At 45.5% G+C, this 25,953-nt stretch carries 21 protein-coding genes; 4 read left to right on the top strand and 17 right to left on the bottom strand.

Features of this window, described 5'->3' with window-relative positions; translation table 11 throughout:
• Positions 1–210: 210 nt before the first annotated feature.
• Entirely contained in the window at positions 211–798 is a 588-nt protein-coding gene (locus tag ACWYVB_RS22410; protein WP_005397690.1) for an aminodeoxychorismate/anthranilate synthase component II, read from the bottom strand.
• Positions 799–973: 175 nt separating this feature from the next.
• Positions 974–3,928: an ExeM/NucH family extracellular endonuclease gene (locus ACWYVB_RS22415; RefSeq protein ID WP_432602457.1), complete on the bottom strand. Its 2,955-nt coding sequence runs from the start codon at positions 3,926–3,928 to the stop codon at positions 974–976.
• A 546-nt stretch (positions 3,929–4,474) separates the two neighbouring features.
• On the opposite strand from ACWYVB_RS22415, the gene ACWYVB_RS22420 reads away from it, so the two are divergent.
• The gene (locus tag ACWYVB_RS22420; RefSeq protein ID WP_457530214.1) at positions 4,475–4,849 is read left to right on the top strand and encodes a hypothetical protein; all 375 of its coding nucleotides are present in this window, start codon (positions 4,475–4,477) and stop codon (positions 4,847–4,849) included.
• A gap of 55 nt (positions 4,850–4,904) precedes the next feature.
• On the opposite strand, the gene trpS is transcribed toward ACWYVB_RS22420, so the two are convergent.
• From trpS to nsrR, 5 genes are all read right to left on the bottom strand, one after another.
• A complete protein-coding gene (gene trpS, locus ACWYVB_RS22425; RefSeq protein ID WP_005395367.1) occupies positions 4,905–5,921 on the bottom strand; it encodes a tryptophan--tRNA ligase in 1,017 nt (338 codons plus the stop codon).
• Positions 5,922–6,036: 115 nt separating this feature from the next.
• Positions 6,037–6,723, bottom strand: coding sequence for a phosphoglycolate phosphatase (locus ACWYVB_RS22430; protein ID WP_005395368.1), 687 nt, complete (start codon positions 6,721–6,723; stop codon positions 6,037–6,039).
• Positions 6,724–6,822: 99 nt separating this feature from the next.
• The gene (gene rlmB, locus ACWYVB_RS22435) at positions 6,823–7,569 is read right to left on the bottom strand and encodes a 23S rRNA (guanosine(2251)-2'-O)-methyltransferase RlmB (protein ID WP_005395369.1); all 747 of its coding nucleotides are present in this window, start codon (positions 7,567–7,569) and stop codon (positions 6,823–6,825) included.
• A gap of 70 nt (positions 7,570–7,639) precedes the next feature.
• Positions 7,640–10,144, bottom strand: a complete 2,505-nt coding sequence (gene rnr / locus ACWYVB_RS22440; protein ID WP_046874538.1) for a ribonuclease R — start codon at positions 10,142–10,144, stop codon at positions 7,640–7,642.
• Between the two features lie 115 nt (positions 10,145–10,259).
• On the bottom strand, positions 10,260–10,685 hold the full coding sequence (nsrR, locus tag ACWYVB_RS22445) for a nitric oxide-sensing transcriptional repressor NsrR (protein ID WP_005387939.1): 426 nt from the start codon (positions 10,683–10,685) through the stop codon (positions 10,260–10,262).
• 157 nt (positions 10,686–10,842) lie between these two features.
• Between nsrR and hmpA the strand changes: the two genes are divergently transcribed.
• The gene (gene hmpA, locus ACWYVB_RS22450) at positions 10,843–12,027 is read left to right on the top strand and encodes an NO-inducible flavohemoprotein (protein ID WP_457530218.1); all 1,185 of its coding nucleotides are present in this window, start codon (positions 10,843–10,845) and stop codon (positions 12,025–12,027) included.
• Positions 12,028–12,110: 83 nt separating this feature from the next.
• On the opposite strand, the gene motX is transcribed toward hmpA, so the two are convergent.
• The gene (gene motX, locus ACWYVB_RS22455; protein ID WP_005387944.1) at positions 12,111–12,746 is read right to left on the bottom strand and encodes a flagellar protein MotX; all 636 of its coding nucleotides are present in this window, start codon (positions 12,744–12,746) and stop codon (positions 12,111–12,113) included.
• Between the two features lie 219 nt (positions 12,747–12,965).
• Positions 12,966–14,282: an adenylosuccinate synthase gene (locus tag ACWYVB_RS22460; RefSeq protein ID WP_199803590.1), complete on the bottom strand. Its 1,317-nt coding sequence runs from the start codon at positions 14,280–14,282 to the stop codon at positions 12,966–12,968.
• A 172-nt stretch (positions 14,283–14,454) separates the two neighbouring features.
• Here ACWYVB_RS22460 and ACWYVB_RS22465 point away from each other — a divergent pair, with 172 nt between their 5' ends.
• On the top strand, positions 14,455–14,640 hold the full coding sequence (locus ACWYVB_RS22465) for a DUF2065 domain-containing protein (protein WP_005381383.1): 186 nt from the start codon (positions 14,455–14,457) through the stop codon (positions 14,638–14,640).
• Between the two features lie 62 nt (positions 14,641–14,702).
• Here ACWYVB_RS22465 and hflC read toward each other — a convergent pair whose 3' ends face one another.
• The 8 genes from hflC to tsaE form a co-directional block, all read right to left on the bottom strand.
• The gene (gene hflC, locus ACWYVB_RS22470; protein ID WP_005395373.1) at positions 14,703–15,683 is read right to left on the bottom strand and encodes a protease modulator HflC; all 981 of its coding nucleotides are present in this window, start codon (positions 15,681–15,683) and stop codon (positions 14,703–14,705) included.
• A 2-nt stretch (positions 15,684–15,685) separates the two neighbouring features.
• On the bottom strand, positions 15,686–16,891 hold the full coding sequence (hflK, locus tag ACWYVB_RS22475; RefSeq protein ID WP_005395374.1) for an FtsH protease activity modulator HflK: 1,206 nt from the start codon (positions 16,889–16,891) through the stop codon (positions 15,686–15,688).
• Between the two features lie 45 nt (positions 16,892–16,936).
• Positions 16,937–18,226, bottom strand: coding sequence for a ribosome rescue GTPase HflX (gene hflX / locus ACWYVB_RS22480; protein WP_457530222.1), 1,290 nt, complete (start codon positions 18,224–18,226; stop codon positions 16,937–16,939).
• A gap of 38 nt (positions 18,227–18,264) precedes the next feature.
• Positions 18,265–18,528: an RNA chaperone Hfq gene (gene hfq / locus ACWYVB_RS22485; protein ID WP_005381379.1), complete on the bottom strand. Its 264-nt coding sequence runs from the start codon at positions 18,526–18,528 to the stop codon at positions 18,265–18,267.
• A gap of 193 nt (positions 18,529–18,721) precedes the next feature.
• Positions 18,722–19,654, bottom strand: coding sequence for a tRNA (adenosine(37)-N6)-dimethylallyltransferase MiaA (gene miaA, locus ACWYVB_RS22490; protein ID WP_457530224.1), 933 nt, complete (start codon positions 19,652–19,654; stop codon positions 18,722–18,724).
• The gene (gene mutL, locus ACWYVB_RS22495; protein WP_457530226.1) at positions 19,651–21,663 is read right to left on the bottom strand and encodes a DNA mismatch repair endonuclease MutL; all 2,013 of its coding nucleotides are present in this window, start codon (positions 21,661–21,663) and stop codon (positions 19,651–19,653) included. Before mutL ends, miaA begins: the two co-directional genes overlap by 4 nt.
• An 18-nt stretch (positions 21,664–21,681) precedes the next feature.
• On the bottom strand, positions 21,682–23,397 hold the full coding sequence (locus ACWYVB_RS22500) for a LysM peptidoglycan-binding domain-containing protein (RefSeq protein ID WP_395206175.1): 1,716 nt from the start codon (positions 23,395–23,397) through the stop codon (positions 21,682–21,684).
• Entirely contained in the window at positions 23,391–23,855 is a 465-nt protein-coding gene (gene tsaE, locus ACWYVB_RS22505) for a tRNA (adenosine(37)-N6)-threonylcarbamoyltransferase complex ATPase subunit type 1 TsaE (RefSeq protein ID WP_005395381.1), read from the bottom strand. Before tsaE ends, ACWYVB_RS22500 begins: the two co-directional genes overlap by 7 nt.
• A 277-nt stretch (positions 23,856–24,132) precedes the next feature.
• On the opposite strand from tsaE, the gene queG reads away from it, so the two are divergent.
• The gene (gene queG, locus ACWYVB_RS22510) at positions 24,133–25,260 is read left to right on the top strand and encodes a tRNA epoxyqueuosine(34) reductase QueG (protein WP_114324015.1); all 1,128 of its coding nucleotides are present in this window, start codon (positions 24,133–24,135) and stop codon (positions 25,258–25,260) included.
• The last annotated feature ends 693 nt before the right edge of the window (positions 25,261–25,953 follow it).

Here is a 25,953-nt window from a genome sequence, read left to right on the forward strand (position 1 = left end):
GAAAGCAACTTCCATTAATCACTGCTTATGACTATTTATGCATCAAGAAAGTAAAATAGAGAAGCGATTTTTTATAAATGTTATGTAATACAGGGGATAGAAGGTTTTAAAAGACATGAATAGACAAAGAGGCCAGAATGAACCGCATAGTTTTGCAATCCACTCACCTCGGCAAAAAGATGAATGATTTGTTAAGAAAAGTGATCGCGATCAGATCGCTTTACGTGCTAAAAAGTTCGCGAGCAACTCGTGACCTTGCTCTGTTTTGATCGATTCTGGGTGAAACTGCACTGCGTCAATTGGCAGAGTTTTATGTTGGTAACCCATGATTTCGTCCATACTTCCATCCGGCAGCTCAGTCCATGCGGTCAGTTCAAACACATCGGGTAACGTACCGTTTTTCACCACGAGAGAGTGATAACGGGTTACGGTGAGTGGGTTATTCAGGTTTTTAAACACACTGCGACCATTGTGACGAATAGGTGACGTTTTCCCATGCATCACTTGTCGGGCGCGCACGACTTCCCCACCAAACACTTGCGCTATCGCTTGATGACCAAGGCAAACACCCAATATTGGAAGCTTACCAGCGAAGTATTCTATAGCTTGTAGAGAGATACCTGCCTCGTTTGGCGTACACGGTCCAGGTGAGATCACCAAGTGAGTTGGGTTCAACGCTTCAATCCCTTGAATGTCGATTTCATCGTTACGCACGACTTTTACACTAGCGCCAAGCTCGCAAAAGTATTGGTAGAGGTTGTAAGTGAAAGAATCGTAGTTATCGATGATCAACAACATAGAGTGTCAGCTGCTCCAATCCGTTTAGGCAAGACTTAAGAGATGATTGTCTGGTTTGCGACAATTAAGGGCGGTATTTTGCAACACCAAACTAGAAAGGCAAGTCTTTGTGCAATAAAAAGGCCAGCATCGGCTGGCCTTTGGTCTTTACAGCTGTATTTTAGGAGATAAAGGCTTAGTTGCGGCGACGTAGTAAGCCAAGTCCAAGCATCGCGAGTAGCGCGCCAAAACCAAACGAACCACCATCTGAATCCTTCGAACCTTCTGCACCCGTTTCAGTTTGCGTCATTGAGACATCACGAACAGAGCTAAACTTAACGACGTTGCCTGTCGAGTCTGTCACTTTCTCTTCTAACTGGTAATTACCTTGTTCTGGCGCTTGTTCAAACTCAATATTCACGCTGCGTGCGTCAATGTCAGTTTGAGTCAAGGTTTGGCTAGCCGAGTAAACTTTTGCATCACTGCTTGTCGCGGCCGCTTGTGTGGATGCTGTTAAGTTCACTGTCACAATATCGCCCGCAACCGCAGTTGGTGGTAGACGTACATCAATAGCTAAGTTTTCACCCGTTTTCGGTAAATCGATATCATCATCTGGCAAATCAATAGCAATAATCACTGGATCATGATCAGACGCTGAGAACGCATCTTTGTACTTCGGCATGTCACCCGTGTATTTGCTGCTGTATTCAAACAAGTTACTTTCTAGGGAGTTGATGTGCCAATCTTCAATCGCCACCACTTTTTGCGCTAAACTGCTGCTTGCCAATGCATGGTCCAAGTTCCCCAATTCACCTGAATAGGTGTACGAGAACGTATCAGCGCCATGCAGCAAGGTGTTTAAATTGTGCAGACCGTAGCCTTTTTCAATCTTGGTTTTCTCTACTTGAAGCTCACCGCCACCAATGGTTGTGTAAGCGGCAGTGTAGATATCACGGCCGTATTTCTCTTTTGAGTAATCAGTGAGGGTAAGTAACGGATCTTCTTTGCCGTAAGCGTTCAAATCGCCCATAACGAGCACATCGCCATCAATATCTTTCAGCGCTTCACCAACGACTTTCGCAGCAGAAACACGGAAGTTGTTGCAGTTACCTTGCAGATCCGCGGGTTCTGAGTCTTCTACACCAGCAATCCACTCTTCAATACATTCAGAGCCTTTCGATTTAAAGTGGTTCACGACCACTGAAAGATCTTCGCCAGTCTCTTTCACTGTAAAGGTCTGTAATAAGCTATGGCGTTGATATTTGTCGTATGCAGGGTTACTTTCAGTGCCCTCTTTACGAGTAATGGTGTTCTCTGCAATGTGTTGCTCTGGCGTCACAATGACTTTTGCTGCTTCTTTTGGTGTTACTGCGTTAGCACGATATAAGATCGCAACCATGATCGCATCACTGCCAAAGTATTCCTCTTGGTATTTGTCTTGCTCTTCGATTTCGACATACGTGTAATGATCTTCCACGTCATCAATCTCAGCGTTTAAAGCATCAACCAAGTTTTGGATAGCACTGCCATCACCAAAGCCGTTGTTTTCCACTTCCATCAAGCCAATGATGTCCGCGTCCATCTTATTCATTGCTGAAACGATTTTCGCTTGCTGGATCAAGAACTCATCAAGATTTGTCGCGCCACGATTTTGCCCGGTTGGGTTGTCGTGCCCGCTGTCAGCAACCGAAGTGAAGTAGTTAAGAACGTTGAAGCTCGCTACTCGTAAATCAGAATCGGCTATGGCTGGCGCCGCTTTACGCGCAACGTCAAAGTCATCACCTGACGTGACAAAGTTGCTGCTATCGACTTCATTGGTCGCAATTAGGCGGTACTCGTTGTAGCTGTAATTCACTACACCTTGCAGGCCTTCGACGCGAGAGCCTAGGCGAATGTGCTGCTCTGAAGAGCCATTTTGATCTAGGTCTTGTGCAAACGTTGGGAAATATGGGATTTGACCATTTGGCGCTTTGCTATCCGATTCCAAGTAAATACGGTTGGCCGCATTCTCTTTGGCAAGGGCAACCGCAGCGTCACTCTCTGCTGCATGCAATTGAGTCGGCTTAAACAACGGTGCTTCATGAGATAGCATCATGTTGTTGCGTCGAGAGTCATAATCGTAAGAAAAGTTACGAGTAACGAAAAGTTCGCTAGCCGAGCTGAGCTCAACTTGCATACCTTCATGACGCTCTAGTGCATCACGTAGTGTTTCCCCTTCCTTAATCGTTAACGGAGTAACCAAAGAGGCGTTTGATGTGCCTGTTTTTACATAACTGTTTGCATCAGAAGAAAGCTGAGTGTTGCTGTAGTACTCTTGTACTTTCCCTTTCACACAAACAACATCACCGGCTTTCAGCTCTGTATCGGCAACATCGGTGTGAATAAACAAACCTTCGGATGTCTTGTCGTTGCCATCATTCTCAAGTGCTTGCAGGTAGAAGCCTTTAGTTAAGCCTGTTGTTACAGCACTGACCACACCAGTTACGAAGTGATCTTCGGTCGTGATGTAAGGGTAGCCATCAATAAATGGAGAAGAAGCACCTTCACCTTGAATCTCTTGGATGGTGGTAAAGGCTGGTTCTTGTCCATCCACTTCACAAGCAAATGGCGCAGGTGGCTCAGTTGTATTTAATTCCCCTAAACCATCAATATTATCTTTAGGTAAGGCTGTCCACTGAGTGGATTGGTAGGTAGTTGAAGGTGTAAGCGCATCACTGTTACGAACTAACGTGGTGTCTTTAGCGAAATCCACGTCCCCCATCACACCTAATATATCGTGCACTTCCCCATCTTTAAGAAGTGCCAACGGATCGTCGCCGTTAAAGTTCGCTACATTTTTATCAGTGTAATCCGCAACCGCCTTTATTGCTTCGCTCGCATCGCCATGAGCAAGCACATACACTTGCTTCGCTTGTAACGTTACGTCACTAAGATCAAGAGTGCTGCCCCACGAGCCGCCACCATTCGAAGATTTTGCTAATTCATAGCCTGTGAGTGTCACCGCCGTATCACCTGTATTGGCGATCTCGACCGCTTTATTATAAGCGCCGCCTTCCACATACTGGGAAATAATAATCTCTGCGTTCGCGTTTGCGCTAAGTGCACTGGCGATGGTTAGTGCGAGTATTGAGGGTTTGATTAACGTGTCCATTGTCATACCTGATATTTATGTAAATGCAAACTTAGCTCTGATCAGAGCCTACCATTTGCGTCTACTATCAGGTTTATTTATGAAATAAATAAGAATGAGCAATTAAAGCCGTGAAATGAATCACATGTGAATGTAAGAAAATATGCCAGAACATCCCATTCAAACATTTTTTGTAATAAATACAGAACGCTATTGATAAACAAATCAAAATTTAGATTAATTACTCAGTTTATTTTTTCACTTCATGTTAAGGAGTAGAAAATACATCGCTCGTGAAGTGGCTTATTAACCAAGCTCACTTTGTTATAAATGAAAATATAATTAATCACTAATTTAGAAAGCTTTGATTTTCATTTTTATAGCCATGTCTAAACTTAAGTCACCAATTATTCGCTCGGCTTTTTCTTACGCATGACTCTCATACTTCAAAATTTTCATCATTTGTTCAATAACTTCTCCTTATTCACTAGCCAAATTCATACACAAAAGATATAACACCTGCGCGAGACATTAAGATCTCATTAGCAGTAAACCCAGGAACGATAAATGAAAAAAATTCAACGCAGTGTGCTAGCTCTCTTCTTACTTGGCTTGATAACGGGATGTCAATTGACCGCCAGTGAGCCACTTCAACCTGCCGCGAATCAAAACATCATCGAATCAGCCAAAAATGAGCTGGATGGAATTGAAGAGTTAGAGGTCAGTGACGAGGGTGTTATTACTTTTACCCAGCGTCTAAGAACACCAGGAACCTACTGGATCCCAGCAAGAATTAAAGAACTTAGCTACGATATATCATGCGTGCAGCTCAGTTACTTCATTGATAGAGGCATGGTGGTGAAGTCCGCCTTTTTAGGTGCTCGAGGACGTGTTGAATATTACGATATGGAACGTTGCATGAAAGACACGCCATTCCAGTAAAAAGTATAAAAAAAGCTCCACCAACGTGGAGCTTTTTGTAATCTATTCTTAGCGACTATGGGCGAGCGACAAAGCCTACCGCTTTGTATGCTTTCTTCAGCGTTTCAGCGGCGCGAGCCGATGCTTTTTCTGCACCTTGCTGCATTACCTCATCCATGTAAGCACGATCAGCGCGAATACGATGGTATTCTGCTTGAATTGGCTCCAGCATTGCTACAACCGCCTCGCCAACATCTTTCTTAAATGGACCATACATTTCTACGCCTTTGTACTTGGCTTCGATATCTTCAAAGCTCATTCCTGTCGCCGCAGAGTAAAGTCCCATTAGGTTCGCGATACCCGCTTTGTTCTCGATATCATGGCGAATGCTTGGTGGGGTTTCGGTGTCTGTTTGCGCCTTGTTGATCTTCTTGATGATCGACTTTGGCTCTTCAAGCAGAGTAATCACGTTCTTACGGTTGTCATCTGACTTCGACATTTTCTTCGTCGCGTCTTGAAGACTCATCACACGTGCATTGACTGTTGGAATGTACGGCTCTGGAACGGTAAAAATCGGACTTTCTGGTGAGTAGATGTTGTTGAAACGCGTTGCGATATCACGTGCTAACTCAAGATGCTGTTTCTGGTCGCTACCAACTGGCACTTGGTGTGCGCCGTAAAGCAAAATATCTGCTGCCATCAACACAGGGTAATCAAACAGACCCACGTTTACGTCATTTGCGTAACGTGCCGATTTGTCTTTAAACTGAGTCATACGGCTCAGCTCACCCATTTGCGTGTAACAGTTAAGAAGCCAACCAAGTTGAGCATGCTCTGGTACGTGTGACTGAACAAATAGCGTGCTCTTCTTCGGGTCAACACCAACTGCCAGACAAATTGCCAGTGCGTCTAATGTCGCTTCATGCAGTGCTTTAGGATCCTGACGAACCGTAATCGCATGAAGATCTACTACACAGTATTGGCAATCATAATCGTCTTGCATCTGCTGCCATTGACGTAGAGCACCCAAGTAGTTACCGATACTTAGTTCACCTGACGGTTGAACACCACTCAATACAATGGGTTTGCTCATTAGAATGATTCCTTTGACTTCTTAATCTAATTAAAATGAAAAACCGTGCGGCTTTTAGCGCACGGTTTACTCAGTGTACTCATTAACAAGTATTTTGGAAGATCTTTTGTTGCCGTTATGCAGAAACAGCGACGACTTCCAGTAATTCCGCGAGGCGGTTCGCCACTACGTCAGGGTTCGAAGCTGAAATGGGCTCGCCGTGGTTATAACCGTAAGTTAAACCAAATGAAGCACAACCCGCATTTTTCGCCGCCAAGATATCGTTTTTCGAATCCCCAACCATCAGCATCTCTGCTGGTTTTACCTGGTGCTTTTCCATTAGCCAGTTCAGCGCCACCGGGTTTGGTTTTTTCTCTGGAAACGCGTCACCACCTAATACGTCTACGAAGTACTTGGCGATGTCATGCTGCTCTAGAATTTCTGGTACGAATTTCGAGGGCTTGTTCGTCACAATCGCCATCGTAAAACCAGCTTGGTGTAGCTCTTCAAGCGTCTCTTTTACTGTTGGGTAAAGGTGACTTAGCTTATGGCCGCTTTGCTTGTAGTATTCATCAAACAGCTCACGCGCTTTAGCACGCAGCTCATCACTCAAATCACTGCTGATGGTCATGCTTTGGCTTAATGCACGTCCAATCAATATATCAGCACCATTACCAACGTAATCACGCACCTGCTCTTCTGATACAGAAGGATAGCCTAACGCCTGAACTGCTTGATCGGCCGCTACGGCAAGATCTGGCACGCTATCAAGCAGTGTTCCATCCAGATCAAAAGCAATCAATTTAATATCTTGTTGGGTCATAAATTCCCTAGCTAAAATAACTCAGGATGGTTCCCCATCCTGTGTGCTTAATCTTGATGTCACTCAGTGTCACACTCAGCGACGCTTAGTGTGCTCGCCTTATTTTTGGGCAGCCAAACGCTGACGAACCGCTTCAAACAAACAGATACCAGAAGCCACTGATACGTTCAAGCTTGATACACTGCCCGCCATAGGGATCTTAATTAAATCATCGCAGGTTTCGCGAGTAAGACGACGCATACCATCACCTTCAGCACCCATCACGATAGCAAGAGGACCAGTAAGCTTAGCTTGATAAATGTCGTGCGTAGCTTCACCAGCCGTACCCACAAACCAAATACCTTTTTCCTGTAGCGTACGCATTGTACGTGCAAGGTTGGTTACACGAATCAAAGGCACAACCTCTGCAGCGCCACATGCTACTTTACTTACCGTGGCATTCATTGGTGCAGAACGATCTTTCGGTACGATGATCGCCGCAGCGCCTGCCGCATCTGCGTTACGCAAACACGCACCAAGGTTGTGCGGGTCCGTCACACCATCTAACACTAACAGTAGCGGTGATTCATGCTGCGCTAAGATGTCATCAATGTCGTTCTCGTTCAGTTGTTTTGCTGGTTTTACGCGAGCAATGATGCCTTGGTGATTTGCACCACGCGCTTTATCATCCAGAGTTTTACGCGTCATTTGTTGAATAGAGACACCACAAACCTGAAGATCATTTAGGATTGGCATCAGGCGATCATCTTGACGACCTTTTAAAACGTATGCCTCGATAAAACGCTCTGGTTCGCGCTCCAATACCGCTTTCACTGCGTGAATGCCGTAGATAAATTCGTTACTCATTGTTTAACCTGTTGTTCGGGTCGTATTGCCTGCGCCAGCCGAGTTTGAACTGAGCTGGCGCTTCAGCCTACTACGCTTCTTTTTTAGTGCGCTTGGTTTTCTTCGGCTTACTGTGTGGCTTTTTTTTACGTGCTTTTTTCACTTTAGGCTTCTTTTTGCCTTCGGCGTCATCACGTTTGGGGCCATTGCGCTTACTCACTGCGCCCGTTTCTTCTGGACGCTTAGTTGGCTCTATCGCAGGAACTGCGCGAGGCGCGCCACCTTCTTTCGATGAAGAGCGAGTCGCAGCGCGTTTTTTATCTTTCGCTTTGCGTTTTGCTTCCGCTGCGCGTTTCTTCGCAGTCTTACCTTCACCGCGTAGCTTACGACTTGTTTCGACCAATTCAAAGTCAATTTGCTTATCATCGAGGTTAACAGCCAGTACTTTTACTTTTACTGCATCGCCTAAGCGATAGATGTTACCGAAACTTTCACCAATAAGTCGTTGACCAATCGGATCAAATTGATAGTAGTCGTTCGCAAGGGTAGAAATATGCACCAAACCATCGATGTGCAAATCCGTTAAACGTACAAAGAAGCCAAAGCTAGTGACATTAGCAATCACACCGTCTAGCTCATCACCGACGTGGTCTTGCATGTATTCACACTTCAGCCAATCCGCAACATCACGTGTTGCATCGTCCGCACGGCGCTCTGTCATCGAACATTGTTCACCGTAAAAGTCCATATCATCGAACGAGTAATGGTAGCCACCCGTTGGTGTCCAGCGATCTTGATTACGACCTTCTTCTTTAGCAATCAGATACTTGATTGCACGGTGAAGTAACAAGTCAGGGTAACGGCGAATTGGCGACGTAAAGTGCGCATAGCGTTTCAGTGCCAATCCAAAGTGCCCCGCGTTATCTGCGTTGTATACCGCTTGCTTCATTGAGCGTAGCAGCATGGTCTGAATCAACTCTTGATCTTGACGCCCAGAGATTTGACGCGCGAGATCAGCATAGTCCGTTGGTGAAGGCTCTAAACCACCTTTTAGCTCAAGACCAAGTTCACTTAAGAAGTCTCGGAAACCTTGCAGGCGTAATTCACCTGGAGATTCGTGGATACGATAGAGCGCAGGCTCTTTCGCTTTTTCTACCAGCGATGCCGAAGCAATGTTGGCTAAAATCATACATTCTTCGATGATCTTGTGCGCGTCATTACGAATTACTGGCTCAATGCTTTCGATTTTACGTTCCGCATTGAAGATAAATTTGGTTTCAACGGTTTCAAATTCGATTGCACCGCGTTGATCTCGTGCTTCTTTCAGCACTTTGTACATCTTGTGCAGCTCTTCTAGATGAGAAACAAGCGGCTGGTAACGCTCACGTAGTTCCTCATCCCCTTCTAGAATCGCGCTCACTTTGCTATATGTGAGACGAGCGTGCGAGTTCATCACGGCTTCGTAGTGCTTGTAGCCCGATAGTTTACCCGTCTCTGAGATGGTCATTTCGCACACCATACACAAGCGATCAACTTGTGGGTTAAGTGAACACAAACCATTTGATAGCACTTCCGGTAGCATTGGCACTACTTGCGATGGGAAGTACACCGAGTTACCACGGTTGATGGCTTCTTTATCCAGCGCAGAGTCAGGGCGAACGTAGTAACTGACGTCAGCAATCGCTACCCATAAACGCCAACCACCTTCTTTGTTCTTCTCACAGTAAACAGCATCATCAAAGTCTCGTGCGTCTTCGCCGTCAATGGTCACAAGTGGTAACTCACGTAGATCCACACGACCAACTTTGGCTTCTTCTGGTACTTCTTCGCCTAAGTTTTCGATTTGTTTATCGACGGCCTCTGGCCACTCGTGAGGAATTTGGTGTGTACGAATCGCAATTTGCGTTTCCATACCTGGTGCCATGTTTTCACCAAGTACTTCAACCACTTTACCCATCATGCCACGTGAGCGTGAGCCACGATCAGTAATTTCAATCACGACCACGTTACCCATGCGTGCACCCGCTTTGTGCTCATTTGGGATCAGAATATCTTGGCTGATACGCGAGTCATCAGGGACAACATAGGAATAACCATATTCGAGGAAGAAACGACCGACGATTTGATCATTACGCTCCTCTAACACTCGAACCAAGCGCCCCTCACGGCGACCGCGTTTGCTGTTGTCTGTAGGTTGCACTAAAACAAAGTCACCGTGGATGATGTTCTTCATTTGATGGTGCGGTAACAGAATATCATCATCCTTGCCGACGCTGCCTTCTGGACGCACCCAACCGTGGCCATCACGATGACCAATCACGTAACCTTTCACCATTTCAAGTTTTTCAGGCAATGCGTAGCACTGACGGCGGGTAAACACCAGTTGACCATCTCGCTCCATCGCACGTAGCCGACGACGCAACCCTTCGTATTGCTCTTCGCCCTCAAGCTTTAGTGCCTCAAACAAGTCGTTGCGATTCATTGGAACGCCCGCTTGCTCTAGAAACTCGATGATAAACTCTCGGCTTGGAATTGGATTTTCGTAATTTTTGGATTCACGATCTGCAAAAGGATCGTTTGGAATATTGTCTGACATAGGCACGCCTATCTAGCAAGGAAGGTATATGGCTAGTATATCTGAGTCTCTCGATAAGCTACAGAATTGCTTTGAAAAAAGAATGATCGAGATCGACTCTAGACGTGCAAATGAGTTAAGGACGAGCCAGTAAGATCAACAACTCAGAATTGTCGCTCAGCAAGGATTCGATCGTGCAATCATCCAGCTCCGCCAAAAAGGCACTTTTTGCTTTTGCCAATTTATCTTTGAGGCGACAGGCAGGGGTAATATGGCAAAAATCTACGCCGCAATTGACCAAATCTAACGGCTCTAAATCTCGCACGACACCACCTACTGTGATTTCAGAAGCAGGTTTCATCAGCCGAATACCACCGTTTTTTCCACGCACGGTATGGACATAACCTAGTTGCCCTAAACGGTTGATAACTTTAACCATATGGTTACGTGACACACCAAATAAATCCGTCACTTCAGTGATATTAGTTAACTCATCTTCCGGCAACGAAGCCAAGAAAATTAAGGTTCTCAACGCATAATCAGTAAAGCTCGTTAACTGCATATTCTCTCCCAAAGTGCGACTCAATAACTCGCTGGTGACACTAAAACGCCAAACTTGAGCTATCGATAAAAGTGTAAATCTTTTCTTGATCGAAAGATACATTTGAGATACAACTTTAAACATGCATTATAAATACAACTTAAAGTAGGAAGCCCATATGCTCAGCAATCAAACCATCGAGATCGTCAAAGCGACCGCACCACTTATCGCCGAAACGGGACCAAAACTGACCGCGCACTTTTACGAACGTATGTTTACTCATAACCCAGAGTTGAAAGATATTTTTAATATGAGTAACCAGCGTAACGGCGATCAGCGTGAAGCGCTATTCAACGCCATCTGCGCCTATGCTGCCAATATTGAAAATTTGCCAGCTCTACTTGGCGCAGTAGAAAAAATTGCGCATAAACACACGAGCTTTTTGATCACAGAAGATCAGTACCAAATCGTTGGTAAACATCTACTTGCGACGATTGATGAGTTATTTAATCCAGGTCAAGAAGTGTTGGATGCTTGGGCTGAGGCTTACAGCGTACTTGCGAATGTATTTATTCAGCGCGAAGAACAAATTTACCAACAAAATGAAGCTTTGGAAGGCGGTTGGCGCGGTCTACGCGAATTTGAATTAGTCGATAAACAAATCGAGAGCGAACACATTTGCAGCTTTGTGTTTAAGCCAACCGATGGCCAAAAAGTGGCACCGTATAAACCGGGACAATATCTTGGCATCTATATCAACAGTGACCAGTTAGAAAACCAAGAAATTCGCCAATATAGCCTATCTTCTGCGGTTCAAGAGAACACTTACCGTATCTCGGTAAAACGTGAAGAAGGAGGAAAAGTATCGAACTTCCTGCACGATAGCCTGAACATTGGCGAAAAAGTGCAGCTTGCCGCCCCTGCCGGTGATTTCTTTATGGATGCCGAACCACAAACACCCGTTGTTCTAATTTCTGCAGGTGTAGGACTTACGCCAACGCTGTCCATGCTAGAAAGTCTCTCAGCACATCAAGCACCTGTAACTTGGGTTCATGCAACAGAAAATGGTCAACAGCATGCTTTCAAGCAACACGTGAACCAACTAGTCGCGGCGAAAGAAAACATTAACGCGCTCGTTTGGTATAACCACCCAACGGCAGAAGACAAGCTAGGTGAAGACTTCCACTTCAAGGGTTTTGTCAATCTGTATGAAATTGAAGCCGCATTAAAGCAAGATAACGTGCAGGTGTACTTCTGTGGCCCTGTCGGGTTCATGCAGCACGTAGCGAAACAACTATTAGAACTTGGCGTACCACAAGAGCAATTCCATTACGAATGCTTCGGTCCACACAAAGTCGTTTAATCGCTCAAGATTACTCTTCGGGAAACAACAAAGCCCACATTATGTGGGCTTTGTTGTATGAAGTTGTTTGCCTTGATAGGACGTTACCAAAAGGTATCTCGCCGTTTAGCTCGAGCAATAACGTTTTGTGGCATGCGCTGCTCAAGGCCATTTCTCAATACAGTGATACGCTTATGCTGCCGCTTATCTGCTGTGACAGAGTTATATAACCAACGATACGCATCTTCGTAATCAAGTGGGCTGCCGTAATCACGCAGGAGCAATTCGGCTAAATGAATACGCGCATTTAGGTTTCCCATTGAGGCGGCTTCTCGCAAGTAAGGAATTGCTCGTTCTTTATCTTGCTGCACTAAAGTGCCACGCGAATAGTATCGGCCGATCTGCTCTAGTGCAGCTGGTAACCCCTGATGCGCTGCATTTTCGATGTAGTAAAGACCCAGTTCGACATCTTGCTCGACACACACACCCCACGCCAACATGTCGCCGTACAGAAATTCATAAGCGGGCAAGTTAATTCGAGTCGCACGAGCAACGATATCCTCCACCAGCTGGCAGTTATCAGCGCGCACACGTTGTAAGTGCTTATTTTGCTCAATAAGCTTTATCAGCTCTGCTTCGGTGTAGATAGGAACTGGCGCCCCCACATCAGCAACATTGGCTTTCGCTGTGGTAGCTACCAAGGTCAATAACAGTGAAGCAGCCACTGTTCGTAACTTCATAAACATACTCTTTAAGGTATCTAAGAAACCAAAGATCGATGAAGGATCTCCTCTGCTTGATAACCTTATCGGCAAAAACCAGCTAAGCTTTAGACAATTTTTGCCTCTGACTTAGACTCAGCGGCAAAAATTTGCCATATGAGAATCACTGCCGTTTTTTGTTCAGATACAAAAAAGCCGACCAGAAGGTCGGCTTTTGCAATCTTTAACGGCTATCAATTAAGCTTCGAATGGGTGAACTTTGATGATAGTTTCGTTGCGGTCAGGACCTGTTGAAATGATATCTACAGGCACACCTGTTAGCTCTTCAATACGCTTGATGTAGTTAAGAGCCGCTTGTGGTAGATCTTCTAGCGCTTTAGCACCGAATGTGTTCTCAGACCAACCAGGCATTGTTTCGTAGATTGGCGTTGCTTTTTCGAATGCTTCAGCAGCCATCGGAGAAACTTCTAGCACAGAGCCATCTTCCATCTTGTAACCAGTACAGATTTTTAGCTCTTCTAGACCATCTAGTACGTCTAGTTTAGTTAGACAGAAACCAGATACAGAGTTGATTTGGATTGCACGACGCATAGCAACAGCATCGAACCAACCTGTACGGCGTAGACGACCAGTTGTCGCACCGAACTCGTGGCCAACTTCACCTAAGTGCTTACCAATTGGATCTTGCTTATCTAGACCATCGTATAGTTCTGTCGGGAATGGACCTGCACCAACGCGAGTACAGTACGCTTTCGCGATACCCAAGATGTAACCGATGTGACGAGGACCAAAACCTGAACCTGCAGCAACACCACCAGCAGTCGTGTTAGAAGACGTTACGTATGGGTAAGTACCGTGGTCGATATCAAGTAGCGTACCTTGTGCACCTTCGAACATGATCTTATCGCCGCGCTTACGTGCTGCGTCTAGTTCGTCAGTTACGTCGATAACCATTGAAGTAAGTAGCGCTGCGTAGCCTTTTGCTTCTTCAAGCACAGCTTCGTAGCTTACTGGTTCAGCTTTGTAGAAGTTAACGAGTTGGAAGTTATGGAACTCCATGACTTCTTTTAGCTTCTCAGCGAACGATTCCATATCGAATAGGTCGCCAACGCGTAGACCGCGACGAGCAACTTTATCTTCGTATGCTGGACCGATACCACGACCTGTTGTACCGATAGCTTTTTTACCGCGAGCGATTTCGCGAGCTTGGTCCATTGCAACGTGGTAAGGAAGAATTAGCGGACATGCTTCAGAAATGAAAAGACGCTCGCGTACTGGAATACCGCGCTCTTCAAGAGGTTTCATTTCTTTAAGTAGAGCTTCAGGTGATAGTACAACACCGTTACCGATAACACATTTTACGTTATCGCGAAGGATACCTGATGGAATTAAGTGAAGAACGGTTTTTTCACCGTCAATTACGAGAGTATGACCTGCGTTGTGACCGCCTTGGTAGCGTACCACGTATTTTGCATCTTCAGTTAAAAGGTCTACGATTTTACCTTTACCTTCGTCACCCCATTGGGTGCCTAGAACGACTACGTTATTTCCCATCTTTCCAAGTCTGATTGCTAGTTAAAAATGGATTCTAGCACCGAATCACGCTTCTTGCAGTCATTTTTTGTTCACAGAGTTGCTACCAGAATGTCATCCTGCTGCTTTGCTCATTTTGAAATCAGCATATCACTGATAGTATTTAGTTTTCTTTATTCGACTGGAAAGCGGTATGTCTGAATCCATATGGTTGGCGATTGGGCTCGTCTTGATCGTGGAAGGCATTGGACCACTCATTGCTCCAAACGGTTGGCGGAATATGGTGGCTCAATTAAGTGAACAACCCAACAACCAGCTGCGTCGTATCGGTGGTTGCCTAGTGGTTGCTGGAGCCGTAATCGCCATAATGATGAGCTAGCACTTAGCATCAGATACAAAAAAGGCTCCCTAAGGAGCCTTTTGTTTCATTTGACGCTGAGATTATTTCTCCATGCCGCCCTTCGACTGGTTCATGTATTGGAAGAACTCACTCTTCGGATCAAGTACCAGGATATCGCTCTTAGAGCTGAAGGACTTCTCATACGCACGTAGCGAGCGTAGGAAACTAAAGAACTCAGGGTCTTTGTTGTATGCTTCAGCATAAATCTTCGCAGCTTCAGCATCCGCCTCACCTCGTGTTACACGAGCAGTCTTATCAGCTTCAGCTAGAATGGTTGCCACTTCTAGCTCAGCTTGAGCACGAATAACTTCTGCTTTCTCACGACCTTGAGAACGGTGCTTACGAGCTACAGACTCACGCTCTGCACGCATACGGCGGTAGATAGACTCACTGATTTCATCAGGCAGGTTGATTTTCTTCATGCGGAAATCAACAACACGAACACCCAAGTCTTTCATCGCGCTTTCACGCGTGTCTTTCAATACTTCAGACATGATTAGGTCACGTTCACCATCAATCTCAAGCGCTTCACGTGCCGCTTCAGTTGCGACAACATCTGCACTTGCATCTTCTGGTAGTACATCATCGTTACGTGGACCAGATACAATCTGTTTGATTTCACGAGCACCGATTTCAGAACGAAGCACATCCGTTACTTTACGCTCAAGTAGTGCCTCCGCCGTTAGCGAATTACCACCGCCTGTCGCTAGGTAGTAACGACCAAAGTCTTCAATACGCCACTTCACGTAGGTATCAATAATAACGTCTTTTTTCTCAGACGTTACGAAACGGTCTGCACGGCCATCCATCGTTTGGATACGTGCATCAAGTTGTTTCACACGGTCAAACAGAGGCATCTTGAAATGCAAACCAGGCTCGTAAATTCGAGTGATGTCGTTGTTGTCTTTAAGAACACGACCAAATCGAACCACGATACCGCGCTCACCTTCAGGAATCACAAACAAAGACATCAACATTAATGCCAGTGCGATTACCAATACAGGGATCATTAACTTACGCATTCTTAGTATCTCCCTTGACGTGAACCTGTTGAACGAGACTGCGTGTTCGAAGTGTCTTCTTGTGTACGCTCAGACTCCAGTTGAATTTGATCGTAGGTTGAAGATGACTTCGATTTACGTTTTGTGTCTGCCTGACCTTCTTGGCCCGCCAACTTATCGATTGGAAGGTACAGAAGATTGCCGCTTGATTCCGAGTCAATCAACACTTTCGAAGTGCTTGAGTACACCTCTTCCATTGCGTCAATGTACAGACGGTCACGCGTTACACCTGGTGCCGCTTGGTATTCTGGTAGTAGTTTTTCGAACTGTGCTACCTGACCAAGAGCCTCGTTAGTGACACGCTCATTGTAACCTTGTGCTTCTTTCTTCAAACGTTCAGCACGACCCGTTGCCTTCGGCAAGATTTCGTTCTTGTATGCTTCAGCTTCACGGATGAAACGCTCTTCATCCTCACGAGCTGCGATTGCATCATCAAACGCATCTTTCACTTGCTCTGGTGGACGCGCAGACTGGAAGTTTACGTCAACAAGTACCAGACCCATATCATAGCTATCAATGATTTGGTTCAGTGTTTCTTGCGTAGTTTGACGAATTTGCTGACGACCACTGGTTAGAATGCTATCCATCAATGAGTCACCAATTACTGCACGTAGTGCAGAATCCGTTGCTTGACGCAAGCTGTCGTCTGCATTGGTTACACGGTACAAGTATTTGTATGGGTCAGTCACTCGGTACTGAACATCCATCGCGACTGTTACGACGTTTTCGTCTTTAGTCAGCATTAGACCAGATGCACGTAGTGAACGAATCGCTTGTACGTTTACCGCTTCGTATTCATCAATAAAACGAGGGCGCCAGTTAAGGCCTGGGTCTACGATACGATCGTATTTACCTAAACGCAGCACAACACCACGCTCTGCTTCACCGATGGTGTAAAAACCAGCGAAGAACCAAACTGCAACAGCAATAAGAGCAATCACGCCAAAGCCAATTGCACTACCACCACCGCCGCCGATTGGAGAACCACCGCCGCCTTTTTTACCAAACTTGCCACCCAGTTTTTGACTCAGTTTATTGAACACTTCATCTAAATCTGGCGGACCTTGATCTCGGCCACCAGGACGCTGGCCACCACGATTATTATTACCCCAAGGGTCATTATCGCGGCCATTGTTGCCGTTGTTATTTCCAGGCTCATTCCACGCCATTAGAAAGCTCCATCATTTGATATGACGTTATACTGTAGCAGTCCTTTAAGTGACTATAAAGCCAGTCAAAACTGCCCCTTCTCTTTTTTCAAGTCTAGACCAATCTACTTGCTGCATTCGAATATCGATCAACAAGTTACCATCCTGGTCATATTCCTCACGTTGAATACACTTCATTTGGAAGAAGGTACTACGGAATCGTCCTTGATACTGTGGAGGAATTCGCAACTGATGCTCGACCATTTGTGACGCCAGACGTTCCGTCAGTGCCTCAAACAGGACATCAATGCCCAACCCATCCATTGCTGAAACCCAAACTGCGCGAGGTACGCCTTCCTCGTCTCGTTCTATACGTGGTTTCTGCGAATCTAGATTGTCGATTTTGTTCATGACAACCAGAGTCGGCACTTCATGTGCGTCGATCTCTTCTAGTACTTCATGAACAGCTTGAATATTCTCACGAAAACGCTCATCACTGGCATCAACAACATGTAACAAAATGTCAGCTTCTTGCGTTTCCTGCAAGGTTGCCTTGAAGGCCGCAACCAAGTCGTGAGGCAAATGTCGAATAAAACCAACCGTGTCAGCCAAAATGGCAGGCCCAACATCTGCTAACTCTATCTTACGTAAAGTCGGGTCCAAAGTAGCAAATAGTTGATCAGCGGCATACACGCCAGCTTCTGTAATACGGTTGAAGAGTGTCGACTTACCCGCGTTGGTGTAACCCACGAGTGAAACCGTTGGGATTTCAGCTCGATTTCGGGCGCGGCGCCCTTGTTCACGCTGCTTCGCTACTTTGTCTAAGCGTCGCTGGATGGCTTTGATTCTGTCACGCAATAAGCGACGGTCGGTTTCCAGCTGGGTTTCACCCGGGCCACGTAAACCGATACCCCCTTTCTGCCTTTCAAGGTGCGTCCAACCACGAATCAAACGAGTAGAGATATGACGAAGTTGAGCCAGCTCTACCTGTAGCTTACCTTCGTGTGTTCGAGCTCGTTGAGCAAAGATATCGAGAATAAGACCAGTGCGGTCGAGAACTCGACATTGGCACAGTGCTTCGAGGTTACGTTCTTGGGCAGGAGAGAGGGCGTGATTAAAAATCACAATTTCGGCACCTGTCGACTGTACCGCAGTAGCAATCTCTTGGGCCTTACCCTCTCCGACATAGTATTTCGGGTGTGGGGATTGACGACTACCAGTTACCACTTGTAGCGCCTCTACCCCAGCAGAAGAAACCAGCATTTCGAACTCAGCCAGATCTTCCCATTCACCTTCTTGCGTGAAGTTGATATGAACAAGTACGGCTCGCTCACCGGATTCATAACGGTCAAACAAGCAATCAACTCCTTATTTTAAAAATACTCGATGAAGAATTAATCTTCTGATTTCTCTTGTGGACGCTCACCTTGTGGACGTTCACCGCTGTGATGGCTCACTGGACGAGCCGGCACAACTGTTGAGATCGCGTGCTTGTACACCATTTGGTTAACAGTATTCTTCAGCAGGATCACAAATTGATCGAACGATTCGATCTGACCTTGTAGTTTAATACCATTCACAAGGTAGATAGATACCGGGATACGCTCACGACGTAGCGCGTTTAGAAATGGGTCTTGTAGAGATTGCCCCTTAGCCATTTTATTTTCCTTATTTAATTTGTAGTTGTAATTATTTAGCTAGTGGTGCAATGCAAAAGATACTGCTTTTGCATCTGAGCTAAACGAATCAAAAATGCACTCTAAGTAATTAGCAGCATAGTATAAAAACCGCCAACAACAGATCCTTTGAGAGTGCGTTCACGCAAAAACGATCACATTATACACAGCTATGTCAATCAGATGCTATTGCTTCCGACATCGTTTCTAATGCCTGTTCAATGTTCTCGCTATCCAACCAAGTTAAGTCATCCCAGCTGCGTAACCAGGTGATTTGACGCTTGGCCAATTGACGAGTCGCGCATACGCCACGAAATACTGCTTCGTCACGTGTACACTCCCCATCTAAATACTCCCACATCTGTCGGTAACCGACGCATCGTATGGAAGGAAGATCGGGGTGAAGATCTTTTCGCGAATGTAGCGCTTTCATTTCTTCTTCAAAGCCCGCTTCCATCATCTTTTCGAAACGAAGTTCAATTCGACGGTGAAGTTCTGCCCTATCCTTGGGAGCTATTGCAAACTGCTTGACTCGGTATGGCAGGCTTTCACCTTTCGTTTGAGTCAATTCAGTCAAAGTTTTACCTGAAATACGAAAAACTTCCAATGCCCGAGATAAACGTTGGGGATCATTGGGATGGATTCTCGCTGCTGACACAGGATCAACCTCTTTGAGTTCATCGTGCAACACTGACCAACCTTTAGTCAATGCTTCTTGTTCAATTTGCTGACGAATTTCAGGATTTGCAGCAGGAAGTGGGGATAAACCTTCAAGTAGCGCCTTATAATACAGCATTGTCCCACCCACTAAGAGTGGAATTTTTCCTTCTACAACAATATCATCCATCGCTTTCAATGCATCACGACGAAAGTCGGCTACAGAGTAAGATTCGCTCGGATCCAAAATATCAATCAAGCGATGAGGCGCTAAACTTAACTCTTTTTCATCCGGTTTCGCCGTACCGATATCCATCCCTTTATAGATCAAAGCAGAATCAACACTGATGATCTCAACCGGGAACTTTTGACGAAGACGAATCGCCAACTCAGTTTTGCCTGATGCAGTTGGCCCCATTAAAAATAGCGCCAAAGGTAGTTTATCTGTCATGGTTTTAATTTGGCTATCGTGGCAGAGAAATCAACAGCGGATACAAATTTTGTATCTTCTAATGGCAATTGACCATCTCTTAGCTGTTCAAGTTCCGCAATAATTTGAATTGCTTCAGAAAAAGTATAATGACTCTTCATTGTCGTGACCTGCAATGCGAGCCAATCTATCAACTCAGACAGCATCTGAGCCGTTGCTATACCTTCCTTCACACAAGATTGCGCGTAAGATAACAGATCTGGTACTAGATTTTGTAAGTTTTGTTGACGTAGCGGCGCAGGAACGCCCATCACCATTAAGGCTTGCTCATTTCTCGCTTTCAATTGAATGCCAAGTAACGCCAAATCTTGTTGATAATCTTGAGCCAGCTTCACTAACTCGGCCTCTAACTTAATAGATAGAGGAACGAGTAGAGGTTGTGCTTTAAGCGCGCCATCGCTTGGAGTGAGCTGCCCTTTTACACGATAAAATTCCGCTCTAGGTAACGAGACTAACGCCGCCCCACTGTCACTGCTCATCAAAACAAATTGCTCACCGACCATCACTAGCGCTTTGCCTAATGCATTAATCGATGGAAGTGATGCATTCGCAGTTGCCTTTTGGGGCTCTATCGGCGTTACGGGTTGAGACTCAAACTCTGGCGTTTTCAACAACTCGTGATAAGCGCGCACTTCTTGCTTGCTTGGTGCTGGCTCAACATGGCGCTCTTTATTGTGATTCGGCTTTGGTGCTGGTTTGGATTCCACCCAATCAGTACGCTTGAACGAGTCCGCAACGCGAGCTTCTCGCACGGAAGTATCCCTAGGACTGCGATCGCGAGGTTTAACTTCATAATCACTGCGTCCAGGATAAGCCGGTGTACTCTCTATCGCTTGATAAACACGCTCTGGAACTGGTGAAGGTGTCGGCCTTTGCACTTTTTCAGGCTCAGGTGAATGCTCAACCTCTTCGGACTCAGTCGGTTCCACACGATGAAATGCGGATTCATTAACCTGTGGTTTATCAATCACGGCGCTTTGCGCAAGTGCATCCGCCAAAGCTTGATAGATGAAATCATGCACTAAGCGAGCTTGGTGGAAACGCACTTCATGCTTAGCAGGGTGGACATTCACATCTACCTGGTGCGGGTCTAACTCAATAAAGAGCACATAGGCAGCGAACTGATCTGGCTTTAAGCTCATTTCATAGCTTTGACGAATCGCGTGATTGATTAATTTGTCACGCATCATTCGGCCATTCACATAGCAATATTGTAAATCGCTTTGCTGCCTTGCTCCCTCTGGTGTGGTAATCCACCCATGTAGCTTTAACCCTTGATGCTCAAGCTCTATTCTGAGCATGTGTCGAACAAACGCGTTACCGCAGACAGCTGCAATACGTTTTTCGGTTTGAAGCTGATTTTTCGCCGCGCGATATTGACGGATGATCTTGCCGCTATGACGCACATTGATGGTGACATCAAAGCGACTTAACGCAATGCGTTTCAATAACTCATCAATATGAGCAAATTCTGTTTTCTCCGTACGAAGAAACTTGCGACGCGCTGGAGTATTAAAAAATAAGTCCAACACCTCAACAGACGTGCCAATCGGGTGCGCTGCTGGCTTAAGCTTCACCTGCATATCACGCCCTTCGGAGTAGGCACTCCAGGCTTCTTCTTGCGCCGCAGGACGCGATGTGAGCGTCAAACGCGAGACTGAGCTAATACTGGCTAACGCTTCACCGCGAAAACCTAGACTCATGATGGCTTCAAGATCATCCAAAGTATGTATCTTAGATGTAGCATGACGACTGAGCGCTAAGCCGAGTTCATCTTTCGCGATACCTTTGCCGTTATCACGAACACGAATCAGCTTTGCGCCTCCTTTCTCGATATCAATATCGATTCGAGTTGCGCCAGAATCAAGACTATTTTCAACCAGTTCTTTAATCACAGAGGCGGGTCTTTCGACCACTTCCCCTGCTGCGATTTGGTTTGCAAGTCTAGCTGGCAAAATTTTAATCGTCATAATGAGTTAAAAGCTCACCTACTTGTTTGGAATGATAAGAACTTGCCCAACCGCCAGCTGATCGGAGCGTAAGTTGTTCGCTTTACGAATGCTCGAAACGCTGACGCCGTATTTGGACGCTATTTTACCAAGGTATTCACCTCGAGAAACTTTGTGCTTACGGATCGGCTTATCTTTGACAGCGACGGTTATCTTCAACTTTTGTCCTACCCACAAGGTATCTGACTTCAAGTTGTTCTCACGGCGGATATCTGAAACCTTCACTTTATAGTGACTCGCGATCTTACCTAAGAACTCACCTGACTTAACCTTGTGAATAATGGTTTCTGTCTCAACAGTAATCGGTTTACTTGGCACTTTAATCGTGCCAGCAGAAGGGATTTTGAGCTTCTGACCAATTGCCAACCCAGTCGACTTCAAGTTGTTTGCCGACATCAGCGCTTTAGAGCTAAGCCCATATTTATTCGCAATCACCGATAACGACTCGCCACGTTTTACGGTATGCACTATTGGCTTCGCTGAAGGCGAGAATACCGTACCCTCTGGTGGATTATCTTTTAAGTACTTAACGACCGCCTTGGTGATCGCCTGAGCTAACTTATCTTGGTGCGCTCGTTGAAACAGCAACCGCTCTTCTGTTGGGTTAGAAATAAAGCCCGTTTCCACTAATACAGACGGAATCTGCGGAGAGCGTAAAACAGCAAGGCTAGTATTAATCGGCTTGGTGTTATGCAGGTGCGCAACACGCCCCATCTCACCAAGGATTTCTGTTGCCAGCTTATACCCTTCTTTTTGTGAATGACTAAACTGCAAGTCCAACAAAGTTTGGTTCACGTTACGATCTTTGGTCTTAGTGAAGAACGCATTACCCGAACCACCTAATATTTCAGATTGTTTCTCATGGTTCTCAACCCAGCGAGCAATTTCAGTATTTGCACGACGGGTATTCAGCACGAAAACCGAACCTCCGCGAGGCTTCGGTGAGGTAAACGCATCAGCGTGAATGGAAATCAGTAAGTGCGCATCATTTTCACGGGCAATGGCTACACGACGGTTTAGATTCACAAAGTAATCTCCGGTACGTGTCATACGCGTTTTAATCCCAGGCGTAGCATCGAGCTGAGCGGCGATTTTTCGTGAAATACTTAATACTGCATCTTTTTCATACTTACGGCGTGAAGGGCCAATAGAGCCAGGATCTTCACCACCGTGACCAGGGTCGATAACGATCAAGACTTCTTGAGCTCGTTGAACTGAACTCATGTCTTTACTGGTCGCCGCTGGCTTGCTCGGTTTAAAGGCTGAAGTCGATGCTTTCTTACCGTGCGGCAGGTCAATCACCAAACGGTGACCATATTGCCCGCCAGGTGTTGGGCTTAATTTAAACAATTCCGCTTGAACGCTCTTTTTCAGTTCAAACACCAAACGATAGGTGCCCTTCTCTGGCGGAGAGCTTTTTCGAACTAGCTTTAAAACCGGGCTGTCCGTAACAGTAACAGGCAGTTTGGCCTGCATGGTCGTGCTTTTTAAATCCACGACAAGACGATCCGGTCCGGATAAAGAGAAATAGGAATAGTCAGCTTCCGAGCCTAAATCGATGACAACACGCGTTTCATCAGGAGAAGGCCAAACTCGAAAACTCTTAACGACGTTAGCAAATGCTAAATTGGGGATGAGAAGGAGAAAAGTGGCGACAAACGTCGCCACTACTCTAAAATTTGAAAAACTCAACATAGCTCCAATCGACTGAGTAACTGCACACCATAATCATTATTAGCTGTTAGTTCGGCTACACGCTGCTCACCTTGGTAGCGAATGTTCACATCAAGATCCGGTTGTGGCAACAAACCATGCCCTTTTTCAGGCCATTCAACCAAGCAAATTGCATCATCTGTGAAGTAATCTCGAATCCCCATGAACTCAAGCTCTTCAGGATCCGCAAGACGATAAAGATCGAAATGGTACACTTGCCACTGATCCAACTGATACGGTTCGACTAGAGTATAAGTTGGGCTTTTCACGTTACCTTGATGGCCAAGAGCACGGACAAAACCACGACTAAAGGTTGTTTTACCTGCACCCAAATCACCATGCAGATAAATTGTGGTTTGTTGCGAACAAAGGTGAGCCAGAGCGGTACCTAGTGCAACCGTTTCGTGCTCATCTTTTAAATTGAATTGTTTCGTGCTCATTGATGCTTCTCTAACTAATGATCGTTGACTATATAAAAATCAAAAGAACAGGAATAGTAAACCGTGTTGGTTTTGAGAGACAAGCTTTCAAATGTCATATGTGCGAAAAAAGTATCCAAGGAACGGTATCTTAATCACCTTAGTATCGACCTAGATTTAGAATATATGCAAATGACTTCAATAAGCAGTATTCACAGCATCAAAAACGTCCCTAACTGGGTAGCACCAAAGCCAGAGATCCGTTAAGATCCGCCCCCCTTTTATTCCGGTGGTTAGCATGAACTACGAACAACTCGCACAACAAATCAAAATTTGGGGAAAAGAGCTCGGCTTCCAAAAAGTTGGGATCTGCGACGTTGATCTGAGTGAGCATGAAGCCGCACTGCAAAAGTGGCTCGATGCAGGCTATCACGGCTCAATGGACTGGATGGCTCGTCACGGTATGATGCGAGCTAGACCCCATGAGCTACTCCCGGGAACCGTTCGTGTGATCAGCGTTCGGATGGACTACCTACCACCAGAAGCACAATTCGCTTCGAACCTAGCGAATAAAAATCATGCCTATATTAGTCGCTATGCATTAGGGCGTGATTATCACAAGCTCGTCAGAAAACAACTGAATAAACTTGGCAAACTTATTGAACAAGAAGTTGGTCAGTATGGTTACCGACCTTTCGTCGACTCCGCACCAATATTGGAGCGACCACTCGCCCAAAAAGCAGGCTTAGGCTGGACAGGGAAACATTCCCTGATTTTAGATCAAGACTGTGGCTCGTGGTTCTTTTTAGGCGAGTTACTTATCGACTTGCCACTTCCCGTTGACGAGCCAAGCGTTGATCAGTGCGGTAAATGCAAAGCATGCATTACCTCATGCCCAACACAAGCCATCGTTGAAGACAAAGTTGTCGATGCCAGACGCTGTATCTCTTACCTCACCATCGAGTTCGATGGCGTGATCCCTGAAGAGTTTCGCAAGCCAATGGGTAACCGCATTTATGGCTGTGATGACTGCCAATTGGTTTGCCCATGGAATCGCTACGCCGACATAACGGAGCAGAGTGATTTCCATCGTCGCGATAGTTTCAAAAACCCGGATCTCGTTGACATGTTTAACTGGGATGAAGCGACTTTTCTAAAAAATATGGAAGGCTCCGCTATTCGTCGCATTGGTCATATACAGTGGCTGCGTAATATTGCTGTCGCACTTGGTAATGCAGAATACAGTCAACGAGTCATTGATGCGTTAGAAAGTCGACAAGGTGAAAATAAATTACTTGATGAACACATAAAATGGGCTTTGGCCGAGCAACTAAATCAACTCCCCATTGAGAATAAAGCATCTACAGAGACGAAAAAGCAGCGTTTAATAAGAATAGTCGAGAAGGGGCTACCAAGAGACGCATAGTGCGTAGTCTATATGCAAGAGATTGAAAGCACTTTTACATGTTCAATTCATGACCTTGTTCTCAATTTTGTAATGTGGAAAAAAATTTGAGATTCAAGAAAAACAAGCTAGCAGAAAAAAGTTAAACACAGCTTGGAGAAATGACTAGGATCAAAAAAATACCAGTTAATGATCGTATTTTAACGTATCCGATCCGACAAAAAACTTATTTTTATCTTAATTAACAAAGACTTAATCAATATTTCGTTATTATTTCGACTTTCCTTCAGCGAAAAGATCTTTCTTCTCCATCGCAAAAAGTCAAGCTAAAAACACTTTATCAACTAACTTATCCACAGAACGACGTATGTGGATAACTCTGTTAATTAAAGTAGATAAAACATGCAGAACCTCATCATGCTTGTACGCCAGCCGATTCATATCGTGTTTTAAACACAAACGAAATCGTCCGACATCATATGATGCGGATAAAATTTAGTTTTTGGGGATTCATGCTTCGCAGCATTATGAAAAGAGCGATGTGATTGGTTGCGAGAAGCAGGAATTGAATCAAGCGGCGCATCCCTCGACGACTTAGGATTGTGCTAATAAATAAGCATTCAATCTATCGTCTTGTATTTGGTTGCGGGGGCCGGATTTGAACCGACGACCTTCGGGTTATGAGCCCGACGAGCTACCAAGCTGCTCCACCCC

Source organism: Vibrio sp. JZG10 (assembly GCF_054064075.1).